The sequence below is a fragment of the Aeromonas sp. 102P genome, assembly GCF_051920345.1.
In the GTDB taxonomy this organism is placed as follows: Bacteria; Pseudomonadota; Gammaproteobacteria; order Enterobacterales; family Aeromonadaceae; genus Aeromonas; species Aeromonas veronii.
In genome coordinates, this window is sequence record NZ_JBQBCZ010000001.1 from 3,695,614 (window position 1) to 3,712,764 (window position 17,151).

Annotated in this window: 14 protein-coding genes; 5 read left to right on the forward strand and 9 right to left on the reverse strand. The window is 56.7% G+C overall.

Features of this window, described 5'->3' with window-relative positions:
* The first annotated feature begins 107 nt into the window (after positions 1–107).
* Positions 108–464 (forward strand): DMT family protein, encoded by a 357-nt coding sequence (locus ACTG1K_RS17245; protein ID WP_005353120.1) that lies wholly within the window; start codon positions 108–110, stop codon positions 462–464.
* Between the two features lie 58 nt (positions 465–522).
* Positions 523–1,662 (forward strand): type IVa pilus ATPase TapW, encoded by a 1,140-nt coding sequence (gene tapW, locus ACTG1K_RS17250; RefSeq protein WP_429215439.1) that lies wholly within the window; start codon positions 523–525, stop codon positions 1,660–1,662.
* Positions 1,663–1,754: 92 nt separating this feature from the next.
* Here tapW and ACTG1K_RS17255 read toward each other — a convergent pair whose 3' ends face one another.
* On the reverse strand, positions 1,755–2,204 hold the full coding sequence (locus ACTG1K_RS17255) for a methyltransferase family protein (RefSeq protein WP_005361602.1): 450 nt from the start codon (positions 2,202–2,204) through the stop codon (positions 1,755–1,757).
* Positions 2,205–2,377: 173 nt separating this feature from the next.
* Here ACTG1K_RS17255 and alr point away from each other — a divergent pair, with 173 nt between their 5' ends.
* Positions 2,378–3,604, forward strand: a complete 1,227-nt coding sequence (alr, locus tag ACTG1K_RS17260; RefSeq protein ID WP_040067860.1) for an alanine racemase — start codon at positions 2,378–2,380, stop codon at positions 3,602–3,604.
* Between the two features lie 65 nt (positions 3,605–3,669).
* Here alr and ACTG1K_RS17265 read toward each other — a convergent pair whose 3' ends face one another.
* The 7 genes from ACTG1K_RS17265 to ACTG1K_RS17295 all read right to left on the reverse strand — a co-directional run bounded on the left by ACTG1K_RS17265 (position 3,670) and on the right by ACTG1K_RS17295 (position 11,427).
* Positions 3,670–4,614 (reverse strand): TerC family protein, encoded by a 945-nt coding sequence (locus tag ACTG1K_RS17265; protein ID WP_005337664.1) that lies wholly within the window; start codon positions 4,612–4,614, stop codon positions 3,670–3,672.
* A 302-nt stretch (positions 4,615–4,916) separates the two neighbouring features.
* Positions 4,917–5,912 (reverse strand): murein tripeptide/oligopeptide ABC transporter ATP binding protein OppF, encoded by a 996-nt coding sequence (gene oppF, locus ACTG1K_RS17270; RefSeq protein ID WP_005337666.1) that lies wholly within the window; start codon positions 5,910–5,912, stop codon positions 4,917–4,919.
* Complete coding sequence (locus ACTG1K_RS17275) at positions 5,913–6,893, reverse strand: ABC transporter ATP-binding protein (RefSeq protein ID WP_005337668.1); 981 nt, start codon at positions 6,891–6,893, stop codon at positions 5,913–5,915. It lies immediately after the preceding gene.
* A 54-nt stretch (positions 6,894–6,947) separates the two neighbouring features.
* Positions 6,948–7,859, reverse strand: a complete 912-nt coding sequence (oppC, locus tag ACTG1K_RS17280) for an oligopeptide ABC transporter permease OppC (protein WP_005337670.1) — start codon at positions 7,857–7,859, stop codon at positions 6,948–6,950.
* A gap of 14 nt (positions 7,860–7,873) precedes the next feature.
* Positions 7,874–8,794: an oligopeptide ABC transporter permease OppB gene (gene oppB / locus ACTG1K_RS17285; RefSeq protein ID WP_005337672.1), complete on the reverse strand. Its 921-nt coding sequence runs from the start codon at positions 8,792–8,794 to the stop codon at positions 7,874–7,876.
* Positions 8,795–8,892: 98 nt separating this feature from the next.
* A complete protein-coding gene (locus tag ACTG1K_RS17290) occupies positions 8,893–10,512 on the reverse strand; it encodes an ABC transporter substrate-binding protein (RefSeq protein ID WP_042083894.1) in 1,620 nt (539 codons plus the stop codon).
* Between the two features lie 279 nt (positions 10,513–10,791).
* A complete protein-coding gene (locus tag ACTG1K_RS17295; RefSeq protein ID WP_058054061.1) occupies positions 10,792–11,427 on the reverse strand; it encodes a YchE family NAAT transporter in 636 nt (211 codons plus the stop codon).
* An 840-nt stretch (positions 11,428–12,267) separates the two neighbouring features.
* Between ACTG1K_RS17295 and adhE the strand changes: the two genes are divergently transcribed.
* Both adhE and ACTG1K_RS17305 read left to right on the forward strand, forming a co-directional pair.
* Positions 12,268–14,934 (forward strand): bifunctional acetaldehyde-CoA/alcohol dehydrogenase, encoded by a 2,667-nt coding sequence (adhE, locus tag ACTG1K_RS17300; protein ID WP_019446648.1) that lies wholly within the window; start codon positions 12,268–12,270, stop codon positions 14,932–14,934.
* A 107-nt stretch (positions 14,935–15,041) separates the two neighbouring features.
* A protein-coding gene (locus ACTG1K_RS17305; RefSeq protein ID WP_440006143.1) for an IS3 family transposase occupies positions 15,042–16,261 on the forward strand; the annotation gives its coding sequence in 2 pieces (ribosomal slippage) (positions 15,042–15,390 and positions 15,390–16,261; 1,221 coding nt in all).
* A 72-nt stretch (positions 16,262–16,333) separates the two neighbouring features.
* Here the strand turns inward: ACTG1K_RS17305 and ACTG1K_RS17310 are convergent.
* On the reverse strand, positions 16,334–16,966 hold the full coding sequence (locus ACTG1K_RS17310) for a LysE family translocator (protein ID WP_005344345.1): 633 nt from the start codon (positions 16,964–16,966) through the stop codon (positions 16,334–16,336).
* Positions 16,967–17,151 lie beyond the last annotated feature (185 nt).

Genomic DNA, 17,151 nt, shown 5'->3' on the forward strand with positions numbered 1-17,151 from the left:
CGCATACCTCGCACGGCTTATCCTGTTGGTTAAAAATACCCTCCCGCACCACGTATGAAAACCCGTGGTTCAGGGATAAAATGCGCCGGATTTTCAAGGAGAACCCTATGAACCCGATTTTCGCCAGTATCGGTCTGCTGCTCTGCAGCAACGTCTTTATGACCTTCGCCTGGTACGCTCACCTCAAGAGCATGAACCATAAACCCTGGATCATTGCCGCCCTGGTGAGCTGGGGGATCGCCCTGTTCGAATACCTGCTGCAAGTGCCCGCCAACCGCATCGGCCATACGGTGATGAGCGTGGGCCAACTTAAAATCCTGCAAGAAGTGATCACACTCACCGTATTCGTCCCCTTCTCTATCTTCTATCTCAAGGAAGACCTGAAATGGGACTATCTCTGGGCAGGGCTCTGCATTCTCGGTGCGGTCTTTTTTGTCTTTCGCGAGAAACTGACCGGCGCCTGAGGCTGTACACTCAATATCATCCCGCTCATGGCATCTCATTGATCGACGAGGCAAAAAAATGGAATTGCGAGACATGTTACAGATCCTGGCCAAGCAGGATGGCTCAGACCTCTATCTGTCGACCGGCGCGCCCCCCTGCGCCAAGTTTAACGGCGGCCTGCGCCCCCTCAACGAAACGCCGCTGGAGCCGGGTGAAGTGGCGCGGATCGCCGCCGAGATCATGGATGGCGAGCAGAAGCAGCAGTTCGAGAAGGATCTGGAGATGAACCTCGCCATCTCCCTGCCCCAGATCGGCCGCTTTCGGGTCAACATCTTCAAGCAGCGCAACGAAGTCTCTCTGGTGGCCCGCAACATCAAGACCGAAATCCCCCGCTTTGAAGATCTCAAACTCCCGCCAGTGCTGCTCGACACCATCATGGAGAAACGCGGTCTGGTACTGTTTGTCGGCGGTACCGGCTCGGGCAAATCCACTTCGCTGGCGGCGCTTATCGACCATCGCAACCGCAACAGCGGCGGCCACATCATCACCATCGAAGATCCGGTGGAGTTCGTTCATCGCCACCGCAAGAGCATCATCAACCAGCGGGAGGTTGGCGTGGATACCCGCAGCTTCCACGCAGCCCTGAAAAACACCCTGCGTCAGGCGCCGGACGTCATTCTTATCGGCGAGATCCGCGATCGCGAGACCATGGAGCATGCGCTGGCCTTCTCCGAAACCGGTCACCTTGCCATCTCCACCCTGCACGCCAACAACGCCAACCAGGCGCTGGATCGCATCATCAACTTCTTCCCCGAGGAGCGCCGTCCGCAACTGCTCAACGATCTGGGCAACAACCTCAAGGCCTTTGTCTCCCAGCGGCTGGTGAAAACCACTGATGGCGGCCGCCGGGCCGCAGTGGAGATCATGCTCGGCACCCACACCATCCGCGACATGATCAAGCGCGGCGAATTTGGTGGTCTCAAAGAGGTGATGGAAAAATCCAAGGCCCTCGGCATGGTTACCTTCGACAGTGCACTGTTCGATCTGGTGGTGGAAGGGGTGATTGAAGAAGAAGAGGCGGTGAAAAACGCCGACTCGGCCAACAACCTGCGCCTCAAGATCAAGCTGTGGAAGGAGAAGGGACAGATTGCCAGCAGCAGCGATGCCACCGGCTGGAGCCTCGAACCCACCAAGGACGAGAAGGGCGATTTATTCTAACCTGCCCCTCGAGAACCCCGGGCCAGCCGGGGTTTTCTTTATCCCGCACGGCTGACCCGACTTATCCCTCAACTCACGCAGATCACAGCCAGTCAGCACCAACGGCGAACGCGCTGGCAATACGCCACATACTCGTCGCCGAAACGGGCGCGCAGCAGCCGCTCCTCCGGCATGATCTGAAAGCGGGTCAGCCAGGCCACCAGCACGATTGGCCCAACCCAGACCCAACTTCCACCGAGATAACAGCCCCAGGCGGCCAGCCAGCAGAGCAGCCCCAGATACATGGGATTGCGACTGACACGATAGACGCCGCAGGTCACCAGACGACTGGTGTGCTGAGGTTTGGTGGGGCTGACCGTGGTCTGGTGGTGACGAAACCGTTGCAGGGCCCCAAAGCCCATGATGGCCCCCGCCACGACCAGCACAGCCATCAGCGCCATTGCCCAGATGCCGGGCTGGCTCTCCCCTCTTAGCCACCACATGGCCCCGGCACAAAGCAGGAAGATCAGCGGTGGTGGCAAACGTAACTCAAGATTGACCATTTTCTTCCCCTGACGAGTGTCGGCCGAACCCGTGTTGCGGTAGACTCCCAACCAGTCAGCGCCTGTTGAGAGTGACAAAGATCATAATAATAACAACAAGTTGTGGTTAAACCACCACCAATGTGGCCGACCCCGTCCAAACTATCCAACGCGAACAACAAAAAGGAATCACCATGCACAAGAAAACTCTGCTGGCTACCCTGATCTTCGGCCTGCTCGCGGGCCAAGCCGTTGCGGCTCCCTATCTGCCCCTTGCGACGGATCATCGCAGCGGCCAGGAGCAAACCGCCAGCAACGCCTGGTTGGAAGTGGATCTGGGCGCCTTTGAACACAATATCCAGACCCTCAAGGATCGCCTCGGCGACAAGGGCCCGCAGATCTGCGCCATCATGAAGGCCGACGCTTATGGTCATGGCATCGACCTGCTGGTCCCCTCCGTGGTCAAGGCCAATATCCCCTGCATCGGCATCGCCAGCAACGAAGAGGCGCGCGTCGCCCGCGAAAAGGGCTTTACCGGCCGTCTGATGCGGGTGCGTGCTGCCACCCCGGATGAAGTAGAGCAGGCCCTGCCCTACAAGATGGAGGAGCTGATCGGCAGTCTGGTGAGTGCCCAGGGTATCGCCGATATCGCCCAGCGCCACCACACCACCATTCCGGTGCATATTGCCCTCAACTCCGCCGGCATGAGCCGCAACGGCATCGACCTGCGTCTGGCCGATGCCAAGCAGGATGCGCTGGCCATGCTCAAGCTAAAGGGGATCACCCCGGTCGGCATCATGACCCACTTCCCGGTTGAGGAGAAAGAGGACGTCAAGATGGGACTGGCCCAGTTCAAACTGGACTCCCAGTGGCTGCTGGAAGCGGGCAAGCTGGATCGCAGCAAGATCACCATCCACGCCGCCAACTCCTTCGCCACCCTGGCTGTGCCGGACGCCTACTTCGACATGGTGCGCCCGGGCGGCCTGCTCTACGGTGACTCCATCCCCTCCCACACCGAATACAAGCGGGTGATGGCATTCAAGACCCAGGTCGCCTCGGTCAACCACTATGCAGCGGGTAACACCGTCGGTTATGACCGCACCTTTACTCTCAAGCGTGACTCCTGGCTCGCCAACCTGCCGCTGGGCTACTCCGATGGCTATCGCCGCGCCCTCAGCAACAAAGCCTATGTGCTGATCCAGGGTCAGAAGGTGCCGGTGGTCGGCAAGACTTCCATGAACACCATCATGGTGGACGTGACGGATCTGAAAGGGGTGAAACCCGGTGACGAGGTGGTGCTGTTTGGCCGTCAGGGTGACGCCGAAGTGAAACAGGCGGATCTAGAGGAGTACAACGGCGCCCTGCTGGCGGACATGTACACCATCTGGGGCTACACCAACCCCAAGAAGATCAAACGCTGATAACACGATATGAAAAAGGGCTCCCGCGGGAGCCCTTGTTGTTATTGCTTAATTGTCTGCCGCGCTCAAGCGGCCTTTTTACGGGTCACAAACAGACTCAGCCCCATGGATGCCAGCAGGATCAACGCGACTACGCCCAGTGCAATGCCGGTCGGGATCTTGAAGATATCCAGCAGCAGCATCTTGACCCCGATAAACATCAGGATCAGCGCCAGACCGTATTTGAGCAGGGCGAAGCGATCAGCCACACCGGCCAGCAGGAAGTACATGGCACGCAGACCCATGATGGCGAAGATGTTGGAGGTCAACACGATGAAGGGATCCGTGGTCACCGCGAAGATGGCCGGGATACTGTCCACCGCGAAGATGAGGTCGCTCACCTCCACCAGCACCAGAATGAGCAGCAGCGGAGTGGCATAGCGCACACCGTCACGCCAGACGAAGAACTTCTCCCCTTCCAGGGTCTCGGTCACCTTGAAGCGACGGCGCATCCAGCCCAGCAGCGGGTTGTTGGCGAGATCAGGCTCCTTGTCGGCCGCCCACAGCATCTTGGCACCGGTCAGCAGCAGGAAAGCGCCAAACAGATAGAGGATCCAGTGGAACTGCTCGATGAGCCAGCTGCCCGCGAACACCATACCGGCACGCATCACGATGGCACCCAGTACCCCGTACAGCAGCACCCGGCGCTGCAGCTCGGCCGGAATGGCAAAGTAACCGAACAGCATCAGCCAGACGAAGACGTTGTCCACTGCCAGCGCTTTCTCGATGAGGTAGCCGGTGAGGAACTCCAGCCCTTTCTGGTTGGCAATCTCACGGCCCGCGCTGTGATCGAGCCAAAGCCAGATGGCCAGGTTGAAGAGCAGCGCCACGCTGACCCAGATGAGGGACCAGACACCCGCCTCTTTGAGGGACACCTTGTGGGATTTGCCACCACCGACAAAGCGTATGTCTATCCATAACAGGACCAGCACTATGCTGAAGAAACCGGTCCACATCCACCATTCACCCATGTTCACTTCTCCCAAAAACGACAAAACCCACGACCGAGAGGCGTGGGTTTGCGTTTGGAGCAGATACACCTTGCCTCTCGGCAAGGTCTCACTTACAGCTGATTTGCATCAACTGCCCGGCTGCCGGGTGCACTGCAGGATATGGGTGCACCGTAATGACGACAAACCGGCGAGAAGTTACTCCCCTTGTTGCGCGGATAGTAGCAGCGCTAAAAGATAACGCCAAGAGGCATCTTCACTACCGCCAGAAATAAATCGGGGCCCCATCAAGGCGCCCCGCAAACAGGTTCAACACATCCCCATCAGAGCGGATCGACCTTGAGGCAGGAGACTGCGTGATCGAAGTTCCCCTCCAGCACGGGGCGGGTCTTGGCACACTCGGGGCCAGCCACTGGGCAGCGGGTGCGGAACACGCAACCGGACGGCGGGTTCATCGGTGAGGGCAAATCCCCCTCCAGGATCTGGATCACCTTGTTGCGCTCCAGCTCAGGGTCCGGGATCGGCACCGCTGACATCAGCGCCTTGGTGTAGGGGTGCAACGGGTTGGCGAAGATCTCCTTGCGAGTCCCCAGCTCAACGGCGTTGCCCAGATACATCACCAGCACCCGATCGGAGATATGTTTGACCACCGACAGATCGTGGGCGATGAAGATGAGCGACAGCCCCATCTCCTTTTGCAGGGATTTGAGCAGGTTGACCACCTGCGCCTGAATGGATACGTCAAGCGCCGACACCGGCTCGTCGCAGATGATCATCTTGGGCTCGAGGATCAGCGCCCGGGCAATCCCGATCCGCTGGCACTGGCCGCCGGAGAACTCGTGCGGATAGCGGTTGACCAGGTTGGGCAACAACCCCACCTTGCTCATCATGGCGCGCACCTTCTCTTTCACCTCTTCCCGCGGCAGGTTGGGGTAGAAGGTGATGAGCGGCTCGGCGATGATGTCGCCAATGGTCATACGCGGGTTCAGAGAAGCCAGCGGGTCCTGGAAGATCATCTGGATCTCTTTGCGCTTCTCGCGCAGGGCATTCTGATCGAGCTTGGTAAGGTCGTCACCCAGCCACACCACCTTGCCATCGGTGGCCGGTACCAGACCGATGATGGCGCGGGCAAAGGTCGATTTGCCGCAACCGGACTCCCCCACCACACCGAGGGTTTCACCCTCATAGAGACGCAAGGTCACCCCATCGACCGCCTTGAGGTCGGACGGTTTGGCCCAAGGCCAGGCCTTGCCACTCTTGATACTGAAGTGGACCTTGAGGTCAGACACTTCCAACAGCAATTTTTTGTCGGCACCCATTTAGTTGGCCCCCTTGTTCATGGCATCCGAAACCCAGTGGCAAGCACGCTCCCGACCATCGTTGAACGGGGTCAGGATCGGTGACTGCTGGCCGCAAATCTCGCTGACCCGGTGGCAACGCTCCTGGAAGGGGCAACCGGTGGGCAGACGCAGCAAGTTGGGCGGATTGCCCGGGATGGTGGGCAGCACTTCCCCTTCGGTATCGAGGCGGGGAATGGCACGCAGCAAACCTTCAGTGTAGGGGTGGCTCGGGCGATAGAAGATATCGTCTACCTTGCCGTACTCCATGGTACGACCGGCATACATCACCAGCACCTTGTTGCAGATACCGGCGACCACGCCAAGGTCATGGGTGATCATGATGATGGCGGTGTTGAACTCGCGCTTGAGCTCGTTCATCAGAGTCATGATCTGGGCCTGTACGGTCACGTCGAGTGCGGTAGTCGGTTCGTCGGCGATCAGCAGTTGCGGCCGGCAGAGCAGCGCCATGGCGATCATCACCCGCTGGCGCATGCCGCCGGAAAACTCGTGGGGATACATCCCCATCCGCTTGCGCGCTTCGGGAATTTTCACCGCATCGAGCATCCGCACCGACTCTTCGAACGCTTCCGCCTTGCTAACGCCCTTATGCAACATCAGCACTTCCATCAGCTGATCCTGCACCTTCATGTAGGGGTTGAGCGAGGTCATGGGGTCCTGGAAGATCATGGCGATCTTCTCGGAGCGGATCTTGTTGAGCTTGGACTCCGGCAGGTTGAGGATCTCCTCCCCCTGAAACTTGGCGGAACCGGTAATAATGCCGTTCTTGGCCAGCAGCCCCATGATGGCAAAGGCCGTCTGGGATTTGCCGGAGCCGGACTCGCCGACGATCCCCAGAGTTTCACCCGCAGAGAGAGAAAAGTTGAGGTCGTTGACCGCCACCACATTGCCGTCCGGGGTCTTGAACTCGACCCGCAGATCTTTCACATCCAGTAACTTCATATAAAAACTCCTTATCGATCTTTCGTGATGCTTTCCTGTCGATCCGATGCTCGATTAACGATCTTTCGGATCGAGGGCGTCACGCAGACCATCCCCGAGGAAGTTGAAGCAAAACAGGGTCACCACCATAAAGCAGGCGGGGAACAGCAGTTGCCAGATGGCCACTTCCATCGACTTGGAGCCTTCATCCAGCAGGGCACCCCAGCTGGTCATCGGTTCCTGAACCCCAAGGCCCAGGAAACTCAGGAAGGATTCAAACATGATCATGCCCGGCACCAGCAAGGTGGCGTAAACGGCCACGATACCGAGTACATTCGGTACGATGTGACGGGTGATGATCTTCCACTTGGAGACGCCACAGACGTGGGCTGCCTCGATAAACTCCTTGCTCTTGAGGCTGAGAGTCTGGCCGCGCACGATCCGCGCCATGTCGAGCCAGCTCACCGCCCCGATGGCGATAAAGATGAGTGCCAGATTGCGGCCAAAGAAGGTGACCAGCATGATGACAAAGAACATGAAGGGGAAAGCGTTGAGGATCTCCAGTACCCGCATCATCAGGCTGTCGACCCGCCCGCCGATAAAACCGGAGGCTGCGCCATACAAAGTACCGATGATGACCGCCACCATGGCGCCCATGATGCCGACCATCAGGGAGATGCGACCGCCCAGCAGGGTGCGCACGAACAGATCCCGCCCCAGACTGTCGGTTCCGAAGTAGTGACCCGCTTCCATATCTGGCGGCGACTGCATGGCGCCCCAGTCCGGATCGTCAAAGGTGTATTGGGACAGATGGGGGCCAAAGATGACCGCCAGACCGATGATGGTCAGAATGATCAGGCTGGTCAGGGCCGCCTTGTTGCGCAGGAAACGGCGACGGGCATCCTTCCACAGGGAGCGCCCCTCCACCACTTCCACTTTTTGCGCGAACGCCTCAACGGCATCGCGTTTTTCAGTTGAAACAACCATGATGAACTCCCGAATTAGTAACGGATCTTGGGATCGATAAAGGCGTAGAGAATATCGACCACAGCGTTAAAGGTGATGGTGAGGGCGCCGACCAGAATGGTCAGACCGAGCACCATGGAGTAATCACGGTTAAGGGCACCGTTGACGAACAGCTGACCGATCCCCGGCAGGCCGAAGATGGTCTCGATCACCACGGAACCTGTGATGATGCCGACAAAGGCCGGGCCCAGATAGGAGACCACTGGCAGCATAGCCGGACGCAGCGCGTGTTTCAGGATGATATGGCGCAGCGGCAAGCCCTTGGCACGGGCGGTACGGATGAAGTTGGAGTTCATGGTCTCGATCATGCTGCCCCGCATGATCCGCGAGATGGCAGAGATGTAGTACATCATCATGCCGAACACCGGCAGCACCATAAACTGGATGCCACCACCCTGCCATCCACCGGCAGGGAACCAACCCAGATGAATACTGAAAAACAGCACCAGCAAGGGCGCCAGCACAAAGCCCGGGATCACCACCCCGGCCATGGCCGACGACATCAGTAGATAGTCGATGATGGTGTTCTGTTTCAGTGCCGCTATGGTGCCGAAGGTGACCCCCAGCAGCACGGCGAAGAAGAAGGCCGTGGTCCCGATCTTGGCGGAAACAGGCAGCGCCTGACTCACCAGATCATTGACGGTGAAATCCTTGTATTTGAAAGAGGGGCCCAAATCACCCTGCACCAGGTTGCCCAGGTAGGTGAGATATTGCATGCCAATGGGTTTGTCGAGCCCATATTTGGCCTCGATGTTGGCGATGACTTCGGGGGGCAGTGAACGCTCGCTGGTAAAGGGGTTACCCGGGGCGAAACGCATCATGAAGAAAGAGACGGTGATCAAGACCAGCAGAGTCGGGATCGCTTCCAATAGCCGTTTAAAAATGAATTTCAACATAGACATTTCCTGTCCTGTACTGCTTCCAAATGGTCGCGGTTGTAATAAAGGCCCGCCGTCCGGCGGGCCCTGCTTGTTATGCGACTTGTTGCTTTAAATCAGTGAGCAATGATGTACATATCTTTGCTGTAGAGGTTATCCAGCGGGTTGGCCGGGTAGCCGCCTACATAGGGTTTGACCATACGGGCAGTCACGTACTGGTAGATGGGGGCAATCGGCATGTCCTTGGCCAGGATCTCTTCCGCCTGGACGTAGAGCTTGTTGCGGGCAGCCACATCGACCTGATCACGGGATGAATCCATCAGCTTGTCGAACTCCGGATTGGAGTACTTGCCGTCGTTGTTACCGTGGGTGGTCTGCATCAGATCCAGCATGGAGGAGGCTTCGTTGTAGTCGGCGATCCAGCCGGCACGACCTACGTCAAACTGACCCTGTTTCTTGGTTTCCAAGTAAGTTTTCCACTCCTGGTTGACCAGGCTCACCTGCACGCCCAGCTTCTTCCACATGGAAGCCACGGCCACAGCCACTTTCTTGTGGTTGTCGTCGGTGTTGTAGAGCAGCTCGAACTTCAGCGGCTTGCTGGCATCGAAACCGGCCTCTTGCAGCAGCGCCTTGGCCTTGGCATCACGCTCGGCCTGGGTCATCTTCGACCACTCGGGCGCTACCGGCTTGAAGCCATCGACGAAGTCCGGCACCAGGGTGTAACCCGGCGTCTGACCCTGACCCATCACCTTGTCGGCGATCACGTTGCGATCGATGGCATAGGAGAGCGCAGTACGGACACGCACATCGTCAAACGGCTTCTTCTTGACGTTGTACTGGTAGTAGTAAGTACCAACATAGCCGGTCACTTTCAGCTCGTCCGGCTTCTCTTTCTTCATCTGCTTGAAGCGCTCGATGGGCATCTGATAGGTGATGTCCACCTCGCCCGCCAGATAGCGGCTCAGGTCGGCGTTGGTAGACTGGATGGGCAGATAGACCACCTTGTTGATAACGGTCTTGCCATCGTTCCAGTAGTGCTTGTTGCGCTCCACTTCGACGCGCTCGTTCACCACCCAGTTCTTCAGGGTATAGGCACCGTTGGATACCATATTCTCCGGCTGGGTCCACTTGTCACCGAACTTCTCGATCACCTTCTTCGGTACCGGATAGGTGGTAGTGTGGGAGAGCATGCTGACGAAGTAAGGGATCGCTTTCTCGAGCTGCACTTCGAAGGTGTAGTCGTCGGTCGCCTTCACGCCCAGCGTATCAGCCGGCTTTTTACCTGCGATGATCTCGGAGGCATTGGCAATGGTCGGGATCTCCAGATACCAGGAGTAAGGAGAGGCGGTTTTCGGGTCAACGGCACGCTGGAAAGCAAAAACGAAATCGTGGGCAGTGACCGGGTCACCGTTGGACCACTTGGCATCTTTGCGCAGGTGGAAGACGTAGTGCTTGTTATCCTTGGTTTCCCAGGATTCAGCCACAGCCGGGAGAATTTCCCCTTTCGGGCCGGAAGCAACGAGACCCTCGAACAGGTCGCGCAGGATATTGGATTCGACCGTTCCTTCGGTCTTGTGCGGGTCAAGGGTCGCAGGCTCGGAGCCGTTGCCTTTTACCAGTTGCTGGACTTCAGCCAGCTTGGTTCCCGCCGGGACATCGGCAGCCTGAGCCACATTGACGCCACCAAACAGTGCAGCCACCAGCAATGTGTTAATCATTGTTTTTTTATGAGTCATTTCCCTACTCCAACAAGAACATTCCATGCATTTTTTAAAGTGACGGGGTTAAAACCCGCTCCCAGCATAATTCCCTGCCAATTCCGATAATGCAACAGATATTGTCAGGGTAATCGTCATTTTCTGGTCAAAAAATCAGCTAGCATGCGCTTTTTCAGTATTAAAACACCAGCAAAGCGCTCATTTTTCACACAAACGACCGATTCTAGAAAAGACCGAGCAAAAAGCAACCAATAAAAAGCCGGTCACGAGGACCGGCTTTCATAAAGCGGAGCTGGCTCACATCAGGCTGGGGAAAACCCCCTTGATACCGGCCACCATGATCTCGATACCCAGCGACATCATGATAAGACCCATGATACGGGTCACCACGTTGATGCCGGTGTTGCCCATGATCTTGAACAGCAGCGGCGCGGCGCGGAAGATGAGCCAGGAGCAGAAGGAGAAGACCACGACAACCACTGACATGCCGAGCAGCTGCTGCCAGTGGCTCTGGCTGGCATAGACAATCACCGAGGAGATGGCACCTGGGCCCGCCATCAGCGGCAACGCCAGCGGTACCACGGCGATAGACTCGCGCACCGCCAGTTCACCCTTCTCCTGTTTGTTGTGCTTCACCTCGCCCAGCTTGCCCTGCAGCATCGACCAGGCAATCAGGGTAATCAGCGACCCACCGGCGATCCGGAACGACGCCAGCGAGATGCCAAACCCATCGAGGATCAGCTGCCCCATATACATGGAGACCAGCAGGATCACCATCACCGCGATATTGGCGGTGGTATTGGTTTTCATCCGCTCGGCCTGGGTATAGTGGCTGGTCAGGCTGACAAACACCGGCAACAAACCAAGCGGGTTGATAATTGCGAACAAACCGACAAAAAACTTCAGATACAACGAGACGTCAATTGCTGCCATAGGCGCCTTCCAATAGAGTTTCGGGCCCAGCGGGCCAGTCCATTAATTTCGTGCGTAAATTTACATCATAGCCAGAGTGGGTACCAATCAAATAATCTCACCATTTTGAGGGTTTTTTAGTTAGTTCATCTAATGCATCCGCGCTAACTGGCATAAACCGATGCCAAAAGCCCTTTCTACCGCCCGACACGCGCCAGAAAAGTGAGCGCAAGCCTGCCTAATCATGACCAGAGAGTCCGACGATGACTGACCGAATGACCAAGCGACTCGAGAGAATCCAAGCTTTGCCTTCCCACTATTTCAGGCCAGACATCACTTCATTGACTCGGCAAGAGAGCCACAATGCAAAAACCGGGAAAGCGGGCAGAAATGGCGTCCTCGGGGAATAAAGCAGATTAGTCATGGATTAAAACAACAATCATTTTTGCAACAAACGCTGGAATAAAGTGCGTTTGTCGGTGATTTTGAAACCGATTCACTCATATTTGCTAACCTATACCGCCAAAATAGATCTGTAATACTATGGCTGAGTGCAATTAACCACTTGATAAATGTGGTTTATTGCCCTGCATTAACAAGTCTCTCACCTTTCCCTTTGATGCACATTCCGATAACATCAGTCAAACAAGGATTGTGAAATAAAATTTCTTTTGTTCTTTTGTTACACATGATCCAGATCAAGTTTTTCTGAGTCAGCCCCGCTCTATAATCGACTCAGAAAGCGATTTAGTAAGGCATGTGAAAAAGCTGTTGCAACGATACCGTCTTGACAGGGCGACTATAATTGCCGGGCATTGCCAACGTCTTACTAAACAGTTTTCAAATAATCAGGAGATAAACATGGCAGTAACCAATTTGGCTGAACTGGATGCACTGGTCGCCCGCGTTAAGGAAGCCCAGCGTGAATTCGCCAGCTTCTCTCAAGAGCAGGTAGACAAGATCTTCCGTGCCGCCGCCCTGGCCGCCAACAACGCCCGTATCCCCCTGGCCCAGATGGCCGTGGAAGAATCCGGTATGGGTATCATCGAAGACAAGGTTATCAAGAACCACTTCGCCTCCGAATACATCTACAACAAGTACAAAGACGAGAAAACCTGCGGCATTCTGAGCGAAGATGATCAGATGGGTACCATTACCATCGCCGAGCCGGTAGGTATCATCTGTGGTATCGTTCCGACCACCAACCCGACCTCCACTGCGATCTTCAAATCCATGATCGCGCTCAAGACCCGCAACGCCATCATCTTCTCCCCGCACCCCCGTGCCAAGAACTCCACCAATACTGCTGCCAAGCTGGTACTGGATGCAGCTGTTGCCGCTGGTGCACCGAAAGACATCATCGGCTGGATCGACCAACCGTCTGTTGAGCTCTCCAACGCCCTGATGAAGCACGAAGACATCAACCTGATCCTGGCCACCGGTGGCCCGGGCATGGTGAAAGCAGCCTACTCCTCCGGTAAGCCTGCAATCGGTGTGGGTGCCGGTAACGTACCTATCGTTATCGACGAAACCGCCGACGTGAAGCGTGCCGTTGCCTCCATCCTGATGTCCAAGACTTTCGATAATGGCGTGGTCTGCGCTTCCGAGCAGGCAGTCATCGTTGTTGATGCCATCTACGACCAGGTTAAAGAGCGCTTTGCATCCCACAAGGGCCACGTGCTCTCCAAAGAAGATGCTGACAAGGTACGTAAAGTCATCCTGATCAACGGTGCCCTGAACGCCAACATCGTTGGCCAGCCAGCCACCAAGATTGCCGAGATGGCAGGCGTGACTGTACCGGCTGATACCAAGATCCTGATTGGTGAAGGCGTCAAGCTGTGTGCAGAAGATGAGTTTGCTCACGAGAAATTGTCCCCGCTGCTCGGTATGTTCCGTGCTAGCAGCTTCGAAAACGCCGTTGATATGGCCTGTGACATGGTCAACATCGGTGGTATCGGCCACACCTCCGGTCTGTACACCGACCAGGACCGCAACGCTGACCGCATCAAGTACTTCGGCGACAAGATGAAGACCGCGCGTATCCTGATCAACACTCCGTCTACCCAAGGCGGTATCGGTGACCTGTACAACTTCGCAATGGCTCCGTCCCTGACCCTGGGTTGCGGCTCCTGGAGCGGTAACTCCATCTCCGAAAACGTGGGTCCGAAGCACCTGATCAACAAGAAGACAGTCGCAAAACGGGCAGAAAACATGCTGTGGCACAAACTTCCGAAATCCATCTACTTCCGTCGTGGTTCCCTGCCGATCGCTCTGAGCGACCTGGAAGGTAAAAAGCGTGCCATGGTCGTAACTGACCGCTTCCTGTTCAACAACGGCTACGCCGATGAACTGGTCAGCCTGCTGAAAGCACAGAATATGGAAGTGGAAGTGTTCTACGAAGTAGAAGCTGACCCGACCCTGGCTGTGGTGCGCAAGGGTGCCGAGATGGCCAACTCCTTCAAACCGGACGTTATCCTGGCGCTGGGCGGTGGTTCACCGATGGATGCGGCCAAGATCATGTGGGTGATGTACGAGCACCCGAACACTGCGTTCGAAGATCTGGCCATGCGCTTCATGGACATCCGCAAGCGTATCTACAAGTTCCCGAAAATGGGCGTGAAGGCCGAACTGGTCTGTATCACCACCACTTCCGGTACCGGTTCTGAAGTCACTCCGTTTGCAGTAGTAACCGATGAAGTGTCTGGTCAGAAGTATCCGCTGGCTGACTACGAGCTGACCCCGAACATGGCCATCGTTGATGCCAACCTGGTCATGGGCATGCCGAAGTCCCTGTGTGCCTTCGGTGGTATCGATGCCGTGACTCACGCCATGGAAGCCTATGTTTCCGTACTGGCTAACGAGTACTCCGACGGCCAGGCGCTGCAAGCCCTGAAAATGCTGAAAGAGTACCTGCCGTCCAGCTACCAGAACGGTGCCAACGACCCGATCGCTCGTGAGAAGGTGCACAATGCTGCCACCATCGCCGGTATCGCGTTCGCCAACGCCTTCCTGGGTGTGTGCCACTCCATGGCTCACAAACTGGGTGCCGAGTTCCACATTCCGCACGGTCTGGCTAACGCCCTGCTGATCAGCAACGTCATCCGCTACAACGCGAACGACAACCCGACCAAGCAGACTGCGTTCTCCCAGTACGACCGTCCGCAGGCTCGTCGTCGTTACGCCGAAGTCGCTGACCATCTGGGTCTGACTGCTGCCGGTGACCGTACCGCTGCCAAGATCGAGAAACTGCTGACCTGGCTGGACGAGCTGAAGGCTACCCTGGGTATCCCGGCCTCTATCCGCGAAGCTGGCGTGACTGAAGCTGACTTCCTGGCCAAGGTTGACCAGCTGGCTATCGAAGCTTTCGATGACCAGTGCACCGGCGCCAACCCGCGCTACCCGCTGATCAGCGAGCTGAAGCAGGTTCTGCTGGACTCCTACTACGGTCGTCCGTTCACCGAAGCCGCTCCGGTAACTGCTGCCCCGGTTGAAGCCAAGGTTGAAGGCAAGAAGAAATCCAAGGCCTGATAACCAGTCCTGAGATAACAAGCCCGCGCACTGCGCGGGCTTTTTTTATCTGCCTGTCCCGTCCTGAATATGGTTTACACCTTTCCCCCCAATAAATGGAGAGCCCGATGGGACAAGGTGTGAAACGGATACAGCGCGATTACTCGCTGACTTTTAAATTGGCACTGGTCGAGCAGATTGAAAAAGGCGAGCTCACCTATAAACAGGCTCAGGTGCGTTATGGCATTCAGGGCCGCTCCACCGTTCTGGTATGGTTGCGTAAACATGGTCGGCAAGATTGGAGCCAGGGGGCTTCTGTGCGTGCCGGCAGGAGCATCACCATGCCTGACCCCGACAACCAGACACCCGAACAGCGCATCAAGGAACTCGAGCAGCAGCTGGCACTGATGAGCCAGAAGGCCCAGTTCTTTGAGGCCGTCGTCGATGTACTGAAGAATGACTACGGCGTCTCCATCGTAAAAAAGCGACCCGGCAAGTCCTCTCGCAGCGGCAAGTCGAGAGGCTGACCATCGTCAGGGCTTGCCGGTTTCTAGGGATAAGCCGTCAGGCTTACTACAAGCGCAATCGGGTTGCAGACGTGCGCCACGCACAAGGATCGCAGGTAGTGCGCTTCGTGCGTCAGGTACGGCTGCGACAACCACGGGTGGGTACCCGCAAGCTGCATTATCTGCTGCAGGGTCAGGATGATGGCGGGCTCAAAGTCGGGTGTGACAGGCTGTTTCAGATATTGGCCGAGCACCGCCTGCTGGTGCAGCCAAAGCGGGCGTATCACAAGACCACCCACAGTTTTCACCGTTTCTACCGTCATCCCAACTTGCTCAAGGCGGGGCCAGAGCAGGTCACGCCGGTGGCACCGGAGCAAGTCTGGGTCGCCGACATCACCTATCTGCCAGCCAGGAGCGGGCCGCTGTACCTGAGCCTGGTGACGGATGCTTACTCACGCAAGATAGTGGGCCATCACGTGCACGAAGGAATGCATGCCGAATCGGTGGCGATGGCGTTCAAGAAAGCACTGAAGCAACGACGTGGCAGCGGTGAACTCATCCATCACTCGGACCGCGGCGTGCAGTATTGCTCGGGGCTGTATCAGTCATTACATGAACGGTACGGGGTGAAATGCTCGATGACGGATGGGTATGACTGTTACCAGAATGCGTTGGCGGAGCGGGTGAACGGGATTTTGAAAGGAGAGTTATTGTTGCAAAGCCCGCAGGATTTGATGCAAGCGCGGGAAATGGTGCGTGAAGCAGTAGATATTTACAACGAGGAGCGGCCGCATCATGCATTGAAATACAGAACCCCCGATGCGGTACATAGGGGGTTTTGAGTAGAGAAATGCTAGTCGAAAATGTATAAACCTATTTCAGGACTAGACAGTGGCATGGGTCACTGACAACTCTTAACCGAGCGCCAGCCAGACTCCCACTCCCAACATCAGGGTACCGGCGATGCGGTTCATCAGGGTGACATTGCCGCTCTTGGCGAGGAAGTGGCGCAGAGTACGGCCACCGCTGGCGTAGAGCAACAGGCAGGAGAACTCGATGACCAGGATCAGCGCCACCAGCGCGCTGATCTGCGGCGCCATCGGCTTGTCGGCAGAGATAAAGGGAGGCAGCAGGGAGATCATGAAAGCCCACCCCTTGGGGTTGGCGATGGCGGTGACAAAGCCCTGCAGCGCCAGACCCATGGCGCTGGTCTGTTGACCGGCCGAGAGATCCGCCGGAATGGCCATCTTCCCTTTAGCCTGCCACATCTGGATGCCAAGCCACACCAGATAGGCGCCCCCCACATATTTGAAGGCGGCGAAGATCCCCGGGTAGTTGAGCATGATGGCTGCCACCCCGATCACCGACAGCACCGAGACCAGCCCGACCCCGATCAGCTCCCCCCACATCATGTGCAGGGTACGGCGCACCCCCAGGCTCATCCCCAGGGTCATCGACAGGGTCATGCACATGCCGGGGGTCACCGAGACAAAGAAAAAGGTCGGGATAAACAGAGCCAGAATGGCCGGATCGATCCAGCTGGACACAACACACCTCCATATGACGAGAGCGGGAAATCACGAAAACGGGACAGGATTGACACAACCCAGCCAGTTGTACCACATATTAAGGGGATAAAGCGCTAAATCATGCCTAAATGGCTCCTTTTTCACAAGAAAAAACCTTTTCTTCAGCACATTTCAGCAATAAAAGCCTGTGACAGATCCTGACG